Here is a 12612-nt window from a genome sequence, read left to right as displayed (position 1 = left end):
ATATTCCACTAGCTGAATTTGACTGGTCAAATTAACTTGTAATTTTATTACAACTCATTGTTTTCACCTAACCATTCAGGTTTATCACTAGCACTTTATACTAGCGTAACCAATTGAAACTTAAATAAATTAATTGCTTAACGTCATTATTTAAAACAAAAAAAGAGCGCTTTTGCGCCCTATTTTATTCTATCTTTTCAGTTGTTTATTCTTTGCTTTGAGAGGGGGTAGATTGCTTAGATCGTATCTGTTCGGCAACAACTTTAATCGCTTGTGCCGTGCTCATACCTTGTGACATTAATTGTTGAATTTGTTCAACAGCGGCTTGTTGCTCTGCATGAGTTAAAGTTGGTAAATCATCAAACATAAAAAAGCTCCTATAAAGGAGCCAAACTATAGAGGTTCATTTAGTAACTCGCAAGGAAGTTTACATAGGCTCCCATTGCTTTTTCATTGGTATAACTCGCTCCAATGTCTAATTGAAATAAGCCAAGTGGAGAAAGCCCAACTCCAGCGGTTACCGTATCTTCTGAATCACTATAAGCTAGGTTTTTGTTGTACCCTGCCCTGAGTTTAAGCTGTCGCATGATATCCACTTCACCGCCTACTCTAATCATTTGAGTATCATCCGCGAAGTTTTTATAGCGCTTATCAGTATTCACATCATAATCAACACTGAGAGAAAAATAATCAGCGACAATTCCCGCTCCAAATGTTACTTGGGGACGAATCTGATATTCGTATTGTACGCTGCCAATATTGCGGGTTTGTATGTCTCGACTCACTAAGTTGCTCGCAGAAACACCTAGTCGATAAGGGCCATGAAACCACAGTGCCCCAGCATCAATATTGAATGTGGTTTCACCAGTACCGTCATCCAAAAAGTCTTTAAACTCATAGTTGGTGAAGCTAGCTTGGTAAACATAGGTATGGATACGTTGTAGCTTTGGGCTTATACCAAAAGACATATGCTGCCCCAATACCGTTTGATACTTAGCTAATGATATTCCGACTTCTGTCACAGCTACGGAAACCGCATGGACGGTACTATTTTTTGCTTTTTCAAGCGTACATTCATCACTATTCAGAGAATCTGGACAAGTTTCAGCAATGACTGGCGACGCAAAGGACTCAACATAGGCTTTGCCAAAAATATTGGCAGAGATATAGCGATTTGGGATTCCAAAAGCAACCACCCCACCGATATTGGCGTTCAGTACGCTACCGTCAATATCATCCATTGCCGCTTGTAGCTCACCCGCTTTTGATAAATCACTGCTGTTGATCAAATCCGCAATATTATCAATACCTTTAACCAGTTTATTGGGGTCGTTATAGGTTAGGCCAACACTGGGTAATATCATACCTGCGTCATCACTACGTCGATAGATAGCAACAATTGCTGGGTTATAGAATGGAGCAGTAAGATAGTTAGCGGCGACAACCCCTACACCACCCATAGCATCACCGCGAGCTTCAATCGCGTAGTTTGCAGCAAAGGAATGTCCTGCTGCTAGCGTAACAGATAACGCTAAAAGGTTAATTTTATACTTCATGCCAAATAAACCGTCCGTTCCTTTTCTGTTTTAGCGGCCTATTGTCTATTAACTTTAGCTATTCCTCTAGTGAAACATTATATGTCTTACTGATAACTTGAGCTTGCTCTATGGTTATCGCTCCCTGCCAACGTTGATGTGTCATGGATACCGCAAGAACATAGCGATCTGAGGCTAAATTTGTTAGTTCAAGCTCTGTCGGATAGTCAGATTCGTAGCTTTTGGTCCAGATTTCTTTATATTCATTCTCTACATAATCAAAAACCGACACATTCAGTTTTGGTAATGGACAGTATCGATTCAACAATGCATTTTTTTCCACAACCCACTGATCTTTTGATGCCCAGCGTACCGTTTGTTTTGCTTTAGGATCACCAAAGATTATCCATGAACTCCAAGAAGTTTGATCACTTGCTGTGATATCTAACCGATATAATCCGATCGATAATTTGGTATTTAAATTATAGCGTTTGAGATACGTTCTCCAATCACTAGTGACATCGTCACCTTTTAGATTAAATAACACATCGCTAGACAGTGGTTTCTCAACCCATTGAGTCAGTTTAACATTGGCAAGTTCTTTACTCGTTTGTGCTTCTACTAATACCTGATAGGCATCTCGGCCAGGGCTTTGAATATCAACATTCGTAATGGTGACAGATTTGATCCACTCAGGAAAAGGTTTACTACTTAAGCTTTTTCCACAATCAACCGAGAGTGATTGAAGTAATAAATCATTTAGATGAGTTTGAGTATTTTTGTTTTGTTCTAATTGCCAGACTTCAACCAAAGAAGCAAACATGCTTTCAAGATCATTGGTCAATAGATTTTGATGAGCTTGAGTCAAAGGTGTATTCGTTTCAAACCAATCACTACTATGAAGCTGAAAAGGCACGCTAAGTAACGTGCCCAGAATCAATGCTTTTTTTTGCATGAAATTAGGCTTTCATTTTGTATCCCACACCACGCAAAGTTTCAATTTCTAATCCTGGAAGCTTTTGGCGTAGTTGCAGAACATGCGTATCAACCGTACGCGTGGTTGGAAAATGATTATATCCCCATACATGATCAAGAAGTTCATCACGAGTAAAAACTCGGCCTAAATTACTGGCCAAAAATAGCAATAAATCAAACTCAGTTCGGGTTAAGGTAACCGCTTGCTCGTTGAAAAACACTTCTCTGGTGGCTTTATCAATAACCAAATTGGGGGTAATAACTTTGCTATCATCATGCTCATCGCTATCAGGGGAGCGAAGCTGTGCTCTTATTCTGGCGAATAGCTCGGCTTCGGCAAAGGGTTTGGTTAAGTAATCATTGGCTCCAGCATCAAGGCCCGTTACTTTATCTTTAACCGTAACAAGTGCTGTTAGTAAGATAACCGGAACATCTTTGATCTTTTTCCATTCAGCCATATGCTGCACAGAGTCACCGTCGGGTAATTGGCGATCCAAAATCACTAAATCTGCTTTTTCCCAATGTTGTTTTACAGTTGCAATGGTTTCTGCATGTAAACAGTCATATCCTGCTTGCTCCAAGCTAACTAATAATCCGTCAGCGAGGTTTTTATCATCTTCAACGAGAAGCAATGTCTGTTTCACAGGGTATCTCCAATATAAAAGTGGTCGGTGGTCCAATAAGGGTCATCGATCCCCCCATTCTTCCAACCATCGATTCTACTATAGTTAAGCCAAGTCCTAAGCCACTTTTGCTAACAAATGGCTTGCGTAAATGACGCCAATCTTTATTTGTAAGTGTCCCTTGGTCAGTAACCTTAATAATAACTGAGTTCGGTTGTGTTAAAACTTCTAACGTCACGGGGGTAACGCCATATTTGACCGCATTGCGGATTAAATTATCCACACAAGTTCCAAGCCAATAAACATTTAATTTCGCAGCTATGTCTTGGTTAATAATAAACTCAATCGGTTCTACAAATTCTTCTTCTACTTTATATTCTAACCACTCAGCAACAGAAGGAACCCAGTCGGTTGCCAGTGGTTTGTTATCCGATTGCAGATAATCTTTACTCGCTTCGGCTAACTGCCTTAATCGACGAGAATCTTCACAGAGTCGACGAAACTCATCGTATACAGATTCAGGTAAATGTTCAAACTCACGGCGAAAACCTTCAACCGTTAACGACAAGCTGGCAATCGGAGTTCTCAGCTCATGAGTGAGAATCTGTAAAATGAGCATCCGACTTTTCATATCTTGTCGTTTGGAATTCCATCGGTAGATTGACCATCCAATCACTAGCAAGATGTTGGCAATGACCAATATCACCATACTAATGCGTAAGAGATCTGAATGATCTTCAATATCCCAGCATAAGTTCCCACGTTGAACAAAACAGGTAGTGTCATTGCTTGCTAAGGTAAAAGATAATCCAGCTTTACCCGCATTTTGCTGCCAAGCGCTCTCTTCAAATAGATGATACTTATCACCCTTTCTGAGCCAGTACAGTGTCCCATCACTAAACATGACTGAGCCTGAAATCAGTGCGCTCATCGTCTCTTCATCCATGTGCTGAAGACGTCCAAGCAGGCTTTCTTCGGTCGCTTTTGGTCGTTCTTGAATATGCATAAATGGTTCAAGTTCAGTGAACATGTCAGGATAAGCTTCCGCATAACGCGCCGCATAGGTTCCACCACCAGGGTGAATTAATGCACTTCGAGCAAACCAGCGTATCGGTAATTGTGTACCTTTACAGAGTGCTCGAGTAAAAACCAACGGCTCCGTCACTAAAGGGTTAAGAGGCAAATTTCCTGAACAATTTTCAGCCAACCGATACAGTAACTGGATATCCTTTAAAGGATAAGCCGAAGTCTGAGGTAACATCGTTTCGTGAATCAATAACCGAGTGGGATACTCTTTCTGGATACTACGAATATCATAAGTTACCACGGCAGTTTGATAATCAAACGATGAAACAAACTGATCGATTCGCTCCGGCAATGAATCGGCATAAACCGGAAAAACTGAGGCGGTCACCCATAAAAAAATGAGGGAGCGAATAATAGCAGTAGCCAATGTTAATGTTCGTTTGATCATAAAACCCCAAAAATGGAGATTAATTATCCAATGGATATATAGTGTTCTTGTTATATCACTGTCAATAATAGACCGAGCTATCGTCAAAAGAAATTGGGCCATATCCAAAACGAATAAAGCCAGCAAATGCTGGCTTCTTAGTAGAACCTAAAGACGAAGATTACAATGCTTTAGATATTGAGTCTACACTCTCTTTTGCATCACCAAATAACATATAGGTGTTTTCTTTAAAGAACAGTGGGTTTTGTACACCAGCATAGCCAGTATTCATTGAACGTTTAAAGACAATCACATTTTTAGCATGCCAAACTTCTAAAACGGGCATACCCGCAATTGGGCTATTGGGATCTTCTAGTGCAGCAGGGTTTACCGTGTCATTTGCACCAATCACGAGAACTGTATCCGTATCGGAAAAGTCATCATTGATTTCGTCCATTTCTAGCACGATATCATAAGGGACTTTTGCCTCAGCTAAGAGTACGTTCATGTGACCCGGTAACCGACCAGCAACAGGGTGAATACCAAAGCGAACTTTCACACCATGCGCACGGAGTTTTTCGGTAATTTCATAGACCGGATATTGTGCCTGAGCCACCGCCATACCATATCCAGGAGTGATGATTACCGAACTGGAATTTTTCAGCATATCGGCAACATCTTCTGCATTCATCTCACGGTATTCACCTTGCTCTTCATCCGAATTAATTACGATTTCTTGACCAAATCCCCCCGCAATTACACTGATAAATGAGCGGTTCATTGCCTTACACATGATATAAGACAAGATAGCACCTGAAGAACCGACTAAAGCACCGGTAACAATTAAGAGATCATTAGCCAGCATAAACCCAGCGGCAGCTGCTGCCCAGCCTGAGTAAGAGTTCAACATGGAAACAACCACTGGCATATCTGCGCCACCGATAGAGGCAACTAAGTGGTAACCAAAAACTAAAGCAATAACTGTCATTACGATCAAGGGGAATAGCCCCCCATCAGTATTCAAGAAATTGATTAGTAAGAAAGCGGATACAACCAGTGCTGCAAGGTTTAACTTGTGTTTATGTGGCAAGTTAAGTGGTGATGAATTAATCGTTCCACGCAACTTACCAAAAGCAACGATAGAACCCGTAAAGGTAACCGCACCAATGAATACACCAAGAAAGACTTCAACAAGGTGGATAACATGTTCAGCATGAGTGGCAACCAGAGGGGCATCCAGTAAGCTATTGTAGCCCACCAATACTGCCGCCATACCAACAAAGCTGTGCAACATTGCTACCAACTCAGGCATTTGGGTCATTTCGACTTTCTTTGCTAAGTGGATACCCATCGCCGCACCGATGACCATCGCAAGTAAAATCCAGCTTAACCCTTGAGCATCTGGGCTAAAAATAGTTGCAAGTAAAGCAATTGCCATACCCGCAATACCATAGTAATTCCCTGCTTTTGCTGATTCTTGCTTTGATAAGCCCGCCAAACTCAAAATAAAAAATAGAGCAGCCACAATATAAGCCGCGTGTACTAATCCTGCAGACATTGTGAACTCCCTTAGTCTTTACGGAACATTTCAAGCATACGTTTGGTTACCGTAAAGCCACCAAAGATGTTGATACTTGCAATTAAAACAGCAATAAATGCCAAGGCGGTAACAATGCCATTTCCTTGACCAATTTGTAATAATGCCCCAACGACAATGATACCTGAGATAGCATTCGTTACCGACATTAGTGGAGTATGCAAAGAATGCGTTACGTTCCAAACCACGTAATACCCAACCACACAGGCCAAAACAAAAACCGTAAAATGACCTAAAAATGCGGCAGGAGCCACTGAGGCAACCCAAGCAAAAGCACCAACACCAACGGCCAATGCTGCCAACTTCTTGATCGGAGAGGTAGGCTCAGCTTTCGGTTTTTCTACCACAGGTTTTGCTTGTGCCTGCTGAGGCTGTGCAGAGACTTGAATTGGTGGCGCAGGCCAAGTAATTTCACCCTGTTTCACCACTGTGACGCCGCGTAATACCACGTCATCAAAATCAATATGAATATTACCGTCTTTCTCTTTGCAAAGTAGTTTAAGTAAGTTAACTAAGTTTGTTGCATAGAGCTGTGAAGATTGAGTCGGTAAGCGCCCAACCATATCGGTATAGCCAATCACTTTGACGCCATTTTCGGTCACAAACACTTGGTCTTTTACCGTGTATTCACAGTTACCGCCATTCGCAGCCGCTAAGTCAACGATCACACTACCCGCTTTCATGCTATCAACCATGTCTTTGGTAATGAGCTTAGGTGCCGGTCTACCGGGGATTAATGCGGTCGTAATGATAATGTCGACATCTTTTGCTTGCTCAGCATAAAGCTCAGCCGCTTTGCGATTAAAGTCGTCAGACATCTCTTTAGCATAACCATCGCCAGATCCCGCGGCTTCTTGGTAGTCAACTTCTAAGAAGTCAGCCCCCATGGACTGTACTTGCTCTTTGACTTCAGGTCGCACATCAAATGCACGTACAATCGCGCCTAAACTTCCAGCAGCACCAATAGCAGCAAGGCCGGCAACACCTGCACCAGCAACAAATACTTTGGCTGGTGGCACTTTCCCCGCAGCGGTGATTTGTCCAGTAAAGAAACGGCCAAATTCATGAGCGGCTTCAACGACAGCTCGATATCCTGCAATGTTTGCCATTGACGACAATGCATCTAAAGCTTGAGCACGAGAAATTCGTGGAACGCAGTCCATCGCAAGTACGTTAATATTCTTGCTGGAAAGTTTTTCCATCAATTCAGTTTGTTGTGCTGGCCAGATAAAGCTAATCAGTGTGGCCCCATCCTTGAGCAAAGAAATTTCGTCAATTTCATCATTACTAACAGGCGCATTGACTTTTAAAATCAGTTCTGAATTCCACACTTGCTCTTTATCAGCAATTGTTGCTCCTGCTGCTTGAAAAGCAGAATCTTCAAAACTCGCTAAAAGGCCTGCTTGAGATTCAATGACGACCTCAAAACCTAATTTTATTAGCTGTTCGACCGATGACGGTGAAGCAGCGACTCGCGTTTCTCCTGCGAGTATTTCTTTTGGTACACCAATTTGCATAGCAGTTCCTTGACTATTGGCACAATGATTATTCTGTTCTTATCTGCTTGCCCTAAAAACTGATAACATGAATCACCTCAGGCTCAGTATTTAGTGAAAGACGGATTCGAATTTGCTGTTTTTAAACATCTAACTTGCATTAAGTCAGATAAGATAGCAAATCTACACAAGTCGTGACAGAGAAAAACAGGTTTTTGCAAAGTACGCAAATAAATAAAAGAACCGTAAGCATATCGACTTACGGTTCTTTTATTTATGATTTCTGTCAACGACTTGGCGAATTATTCGAAGATTTCTCCTCTCATCTGGTCAATATAGAGCTGTGCTTTATTGAGCATAAGTTCTTTGGCTTCTGTTTCATTGGAAAGGAGATCAGAACGGATAAAACGATGCACTTTCCACACCCCCTCCACTTCTTGAGTTATTCGGCCTGCAACACGATACTGACCGTGTTCATTAATCGGTTCCTGATAGATTAAAAAACCTTTATATTCAACTGGTTGATCTTCTTCTTTCGTCTTTTTTGATTGACTGCCAAACACACGTGAAAATAATCCCACAACTACTCCTTTTCCATCACTTTATGGCCCATAATAGGGGTTTCATACCATTCTAGAGCCACCTCTTCATCAACGATACGTTTTCCATATGTAACCGGTGTCACCATGTCACGTTCGGTTCGACGATCATCAATGATCATCGGTTCAGCCGCTTCAACCGCAGCGATTGCCCGCTGTTTTAAGACGACTAAACGCTCTTCTGGTAATGACGACAAAAAATCAATATCAAAACGAATGTATACTGGCCGAATTTGATTTAAAGCCAAACAAGCTAAATCAGCCAGTTGATCATTATTATAATGTGAGACATACGGTTCTTGGGCAAGCACTTGCCCAACTAATGTTTCCATATAATTATGGACTTCCATGTTCAGTTGCATAAGCTGAACTCCTCATCATTTCATAGCAGACAAAACGACTTTATCTCACTTGTGATACAGAAAGCCTGTTACACTTCAGCAAGAAGGTTGGCAATGAGAGCTAAGATTGGCATTTTCTACTAAAACGACACGGTGATTCTCGTGTTTAGTTTAGCAAAAGCTTGGCAATTGATGAAATCAACGTATCCTTATATTTAGTGAGGGGTAAAGTCATTTATCTCTTTTTCATGACGTTTAATTTGTATCTCTACGTAATCACAGTAAATGGTTTATAAATAAAACATGTTAACGGGTTTTACCTCCTCGTCTTGGTTTCGTTTTGCTTTTCCGCTTCTCTTACTGATCACAGTATGGATAGGAATGAATAACGTAATTCTCGTCAGCCGTACCAACAGTGGTTTTGCAGGAACATTGCCTTATGTGCTCTTTTCTGCCGCCATTGCGGTTGCCCATCTCTTTAAACAGAGCCGCATTGCGATGATCGCCTCTACTATGCTGATCAGCTATTGGGTTATTCAATGTCGCTTACAAACCCCGCTTACGATGGGATCAACATTACTTGAATTATCTCTATTAGCGGTATTACTACCGGTTGCTTGCCTGATTAGCTATGCATTTAATAATGAAGGACTCATCAGTAAAGGGTTTGCATTATACCTTAGTATATTAGCGTTCTTTACCCTATGGAGTGGCTTGATTGTTGTGCACTTTGATTCTGAAGGGTTTTCAGGGCTAAATGAGGGGCTACTGTATTCCGAGCCAAGGCTGTCCCGTTTGCCCGTGATCGTCATTCTTTATCTTGCTTCTATTGTTGGAGTTTGTGCCATTTTACTGCTGACGAGAAATCGCCTTATGGATGCAGTGACGTACACCTCGGTATTATTAATTACTAATACCTTTATTTTTTTCCATGTCCCTTATATTTCTAGCACGATGTTCTCATTAGCAGGCATTCTCCTACTCTTGTATCTGCTTTCTGTCGGGCATGAACTGGCATTTAAAGATCGTCTCACCCAGCTACCCGGTCGGTATGCTTTAGACCTCGACCTACAGAGATTAGGCCGAAAATTTACCGTAGCCATGTTAGATATTGATCACTTTAAAACCTTCAACGATAACTTTGGCCATGATACTGGTGACGATGTTCTCAAGCTTGTCGCAAGTCGGTTACGACATATTCCCGGTAGAGGCCATGTTTATCGTTATGGTGGAGAGGAATTTACCATTTTGTTCAAAGGGAAAAATGTTGCTCAAGCACAAGAGTCTTTAGAGTGGTTACGTAATGATATTGAGCAATATGATCTTATCGTACGCAATATTGAAGAACGCCCTAAAAGCCAGCGTGCGGGAATGAAAAAACGAAGCAATGAGAAGAAAACATCGGTCAACATTACCGTTAGTATCGGCATTTGTGACAGCAGTATTGAAAAAGACCCAAGACGAGCATTAAAACTGGCGGATGAAGCTTTGTATAAAGCCAAAAATTCGGGAAGGAACTGTATAAAACAAGCCCCTCTTACGGCTGTAGCCTCTTATTAAATAAAAATAATCCCCCTTTATAAAGGGGGATTGAGCCGAAATAATTCTAGATTAATTCTGCTGTTTTTCTTGAACGTATTGCCGACTTACATCAACAATTGCCACATCCTTAAAAAAGCTTCTTCCTAATAATAGAGGAAAGGTTAAGTGGGTTCGATTAGCCAGCGTGAATTCTGTTTTTTCTTTCAGCTCTCCAATCTGAATCCATGCGACCACAACAGGACGTCGATGCTCTCCTTCACTGGCTGACTGGCGAATATTCACCCAGCGCTCAACCGGAAGGTTAATTTCTCCACTTTTAATACCATCATGCTCAATGCGAAATTGAACCCAATCTTTACCATCTCGTTCAAACGGTACAATATCAACAGCACTGATGGACGATGTTGTTGCACCGGTATCAACTCTGGCTCGGAAATTTTCCTCTAGCGCAGGAACATACACCCACTCTTTCTCGCCAAGAATTAATTTACCATCTGAGGTTTTGGTTGAGGCCAAAACCACGACGGCTTGCTCCGTAGATTGAGGCGCTGAATTCGGTTTTTTATCCTTAACCTGAGCACTCTCTTCTTTTGGTGTTTGTTCCATAGAACTTGGCTCTTGCTGCGTAGATGGCATAAGAGCACAAGCACTTAAACCTCCAGAAAGCATAAACGGGATAAGGATTTTCCATTGTGATTTCATTCATTCACCTAATCAAACTGCAGTTAAGATACTTTGACTATCGCTTCTGCCACATAAGGAATGTCTTTTTCTGTTAAGCCTGCAATATTAATACGGCCATCCACAACTCCATAAATAGCAAACTCTTCTCGTAAACGATGCATCTGCTCAGCACTAAATCCCAGCACAGTAAACATCCCTTTGTGGCTTTCGATAAAGTCGAATTGTGCCGTATTATGTTGATTTCTCAACTCATTACATAAGGTTTGACGAAGGCTTAACAAACGATGTTGCATTTCGTTTAGTTCTTGTTTCCAAATCGAAGTTAATGCTTCACTCTGTAACACGGTTTTTACCAATGCTGCGCCATGATCCGGCGGCATGGTATAAGTAGAGCGCGCTAAGGTCAGCATTTTACCTCGAGTATTAGCGACCTCTTGTGCATTTTTTCCTAATACAATCGCAGCTCCGGTCCTTTCTCGGTACAAACCAAAGTTTTTAGAACATGAGGCCGTGATCAGCATTTCCTCAACTTGCGCAGCCATATGGCGTAAACCTTTTGCATCCTCTTCTAATCCACCACCAAATCCCTGATAAGCCAGATCGACAAATGGAGTAAAACCTTGCTTTAGTGCTAATTCAGTAATGGCCTGCCAAGCGGAGAAATCAATATCAGCCCCGGTAGGGTTATGGCAACAACCATGCAGTAACACCACATCTTTTGGCCCCGCCTGAGATAAATCATCCAGCATGCGTTCAACATCAACCATTTTGCTCTGTGGGCTAAAATAAGCATAGTATTTAACCTTTAACCCTGCTGCTTCCATCACGGGTTTATGGTTAATATAACTAGGGTTGGTTAACCAAACGGTGGTGTCCGGCTGAGCTACCCGCATTAAGTCGCCAAGCATACGTAAAGCACCGCTGGCTCCCGGTGTTTGAATTGAGGTGAGCCGATCAAATACAGGTGTTTCACCCAACACCAGCTTAGCAATACTCTGGTTAAACTCTTCACAACCGGCTAATCCGACATACGATTTGGTGGTTTGTGTTTCGACAACCAATTTTTGTGCTTGCTGCACGGCTTGCATTATTGGGGTTTCACCTTGGCTATTTTTATATACGCCAATACCAAGATCGACTTTTTCTAGACGAGGATCTTGGCGAAACGCAACGGAAAGGGAAAGAATAGGATCTAACGCAGGTGTTGGTAAATGAGAAAGCATGAAAGTCACAACCCTTTGAAATTCAAGTAATGACTTTCAAGTAAACACTAGATAAGAAAAAATCGAAAGTGATTTTTACAATTTGAAGCGATGAATGATCTGATTACTGCTCCCTCGCCAATCTAAACTGGGATCCGCCAGTGACTGTTCAAACTTACCATCCACCAAGACATCAATATAATCAATGAGTTGACTTTGCTGCTCATCGAGATCGTCTAAACAATAACCGGTCCATAACCAAATATCTTTACCGACACATTCCTGTTTCACTCGCTGAACCAACTGTAAGATTGCCGACACATTTTTTGGATGCAACGGGTCGCCACCGGAAAGAGATAAACCTCTTTTAGGTATACGCGTATCATTGAGATCGGCAATAATTTGATCTTCCATCTCTTTGGTAAAAGGATGCCCAGAATCTAATGACCATGTGCTTTTGTTATAACAACCTCGACATTGATGAAGGCAGCCGGAAACAAACAAAGTACAGCGTGTTCCCGGCCCATTCACCACATCAATCGGGTAGTATTGATGATAATTCATA

The 12612-nt window shown here is 41.7% G+C and carries 13 protein-coding genes; 1 reads left to right on the top strand and 12 read right to left on the bottom strand.

The window, feature by feature from the left end:
• Positions 1-205 precede the first annotated feature (205 nt).
• The 9 genes from EXA13_RS02195 to EXA13_RS02155 all read right to left on the bottom strand — a co-directional run bounded on the left by EXA13_RS02195 (position 206) and on the right by EXA13_RS02155 (position 8640).
• A complete protein-coding gene (locus tag EXA13_RS02195; protein ID WP_238131663.1) occupies positions 206-367 on the bottom strand; it encodes a YoaH family protein in 162 nt (53 codons plus the stop codon).
• Between the two features lie 40 nt (positions 368-407).
• Positions 408-1556: a conjugal transfer protein TraF gene (locus EXA13_RS02190; RefSeq protein WP_238131662.1), complete on the bottom strand. Its 1149-nt coding sequence runs from the start codon at positions 1554-1556 to the stop codon at positions 408-410.
• Positions 1557-1614: 58 nt separating this feature from the next.
• Complete coding sequence (locus tag EXA13_RS02185; RefSeq protein ID WP_238131661.1) at positions 1615-2490, bottom strand: DUF2861 family protein; 876 nt, start codon at positions 2488-2490, stop codon at positions 1615-1617.
• 4 nt (positions 2491-2494) lie between these two features.
• Positions 2495-3154 (bottom strand): response regulator transcription factor VxrB, encoded by a 660-nt coding sequence (vxrB, locus tag EXA13_RS02180; RefSeq protein WP_238131660.1) that lies wholly within the window; start codon positions 3152-3154, stop codon positions 2495-2497.
• Complete coding sequence (gene vxrA, locus EXA13_RS02175; RefSeq protein ID WP_430794458.1) at positions 3129-4631, bottom strand: sensor histidine kinase VxrA; 1503 nt, start codon at positions 4629-4631, stop codon at positions 3129-3131. Before vxrA ends, vxrB begins: the two co-directional genes overlap by 26 nt.
• 136 nt (positions 4632-4767) lie before the next feature.
• Positions 4768-6144: a Re/Si-specific NAD(P)(+) transhydrogenase subunit beta gene (pntB, locus tag EXA13_RS02170; RefSeq protein WP_238131658.1), complete on the bottom strand. Its 1377-nt coding sequence runs from the start codon at positions 6142-6144 to the stop codon at positions 4768-4770.
• A gap of 11 nt (positions 6145-6155) precedes the next feature.
• Positions 6156-7700, bottom strand: a complete 1545-nt coding sequence (locus EXA13_RS02165; protein ID WP_238131657.1) for a Re/Si-specific NAD(P)(+) transhydrogenase subunit alpha — start codon at positions 7698-7700, stop codon at positions 6156-6158.
• Between the two features lie 281 nt (positions 7701-7981).
• Entirely contained in the window at positions 7982-8260 is a 279-nt protein-coding gene (locus EXA13_RS02160) for an HlyU family transcriptional regulator (RefSeq protein WP_238131656.1), read from the bottom strand.
• A 2-nt stretch (positions 8261-8262) separates the two neighbouring features.
• On the bottom strand, positions 8263-8640 hold the full coding sequence (locus EXA13_RS02155) for a late competence development ComFB family protein (RefSeq protein ID WP_238131655.1): 378 nt from the start codon (positions 8638-8640) through the stop codon (positions 8263-8265).
• A gap of 282 nt (positions 8641-8922) precedes the next feature.
• On the opposite strand from EXA13_RS02155, the gene EXA13_RS02150 reads away from it, so the two are divergent.
• Positions 8923-10179 (top strand): GGDEF domain-containing protein, encoded by a 1257-nt coding sequence (locus tag EXA13_RS02150; protein ID WP_238131654.1) that lies wholly within the window; start codon positions 8923-8925, stop codon positions 10177-10179.
• A gap of 51 nt (positions 10180-10230) precedes the next feature.
• On the opposite strand, the gene EXA13_RS02145 is transcribed toward EXA13_RS02150, so the two are convergent.
• The 3 genes from EXA13_RS02145 to nrdG all read right to left on the bottom strand — a co-directional run bounded on the left by EXA13_RS02145 (position 10231) and on the right by nrdG (position 12611).
• The gene (locus EXA13_RS02145; protein WP_238131653.1) at positions 10231-10863 is read right to left on the bottom strand and encodes an ATP-dependent zinc protease family protein; all 633 of its coding nucleotides are present in this window, start codon (positions 10861-10863) and stop codon (positions 10231-10233) included.
• 23 nt (positions 10864-10886) lie between these two features.
• A complete protein-coding gene (locus EXA13_RS02140) occupies positions 10887-12068 on the bottom strand; it encodes an amino acid aminotransferase (protein WP_238131652.1) in 1182 nt (393 codons plus the stop codon).
• 75 nt (positions 12069-12143) lie between these two features.
• The gene (gene nrdG, locus EXA13_RS02135) at positions 12144-12611 is read right to left on the bottom strand and encodes an anaerobic ribonucleoside-triphosphate reductase-activating protein (RefSeq protein ID WP_238131651.1); all 468 of its coding nucleotides are present in this window, start codon (positions 12609-12611) and stop codon (positions 12144-12146) included.
• Position 12612 lies beyond the last annotated feature (1 nt).

Source organism: Vibrio cincinnatiensis, from assembly GCF_022113815.1.
Classification (GTDB): domain Bacteria; phylum Pseudomonadota; class Gammaproteobacteria; order Enterobacterales; family Vibrionaceae; genus Vibrio; species Vibrio cincinnatiensis_A.
This window is presented reverse-complemented; position numbering and strand designations above follow the sequence as displayed.

Coding starts and splice junctions, on each gene's coding strand:
- EXA13_RS02140 (WP_238131652.1), bottom strand. CDS start 12,068: ATGCTTTCTCATTTACCAACACCTGCGTTAGATCCTATTCTTTCCCTT.
- EXA13_RS02150 (WP_238131654.1), top strand. CDS start 8,923: ATGTTAACGGGTTTTACCTCCTCGTCTTGGTTTCGTTTTGCTTTTCCG.
- EXA13_RS02155 (WP_238131655.1), bottom strand. CDS start 8,640: ATGCAACTGAACATGGAAGTCCATAATTATATGGAAACATTAGTTGGG.
- EXA13_RS02165 (WP_238131657.1), bottom strand. CDS start 7,700: ATGCAAATTGGTGTACCAAAAGAAATACTCGCAGGAGAAACGCGAGTC.
- pntB (WP_238131658.1), bottom strand. CDS start 6,144: ATGTCTGCAGGATTAGTACACGCGGCTTATATTGTGGCTGCTCTATTT.
- EXA13_RS02190 (WP_238131662.1), bottom strand. CDS start 1,556: ATGAAGTATAAAATTAACCTTTTAGCGTTATCTGTTACGCTAGCAGCA.
- EXA13_RS02185 (WP_238131661.1), bottom strand. CDS start 2,490: ATGCAAAAAAAAGCATTGATTCTGGGCACGTTACTTAGCGTGCCTTTT.
- EXA13_RS02195 (WP_238131663.1), bottom strand. CDS start 367: ATGTTTGATGATTTACCAACTTTAACTCATGCAGAGCAACAAGCCGCT.
- nrdG (WP_238131651.1), bottom strand. CDS start 12,611: ATGAATTATCATCAATACTACCCGATTGATGTGGTGAATGGGCCGGGA.
- EXA13_RS02145 (WP_238131653.1), bottom strand. CDS start 10,863: ATGAAATCACAATGGAAAATCCTTATCCCGTTTATGCTTTCTGGAGGT.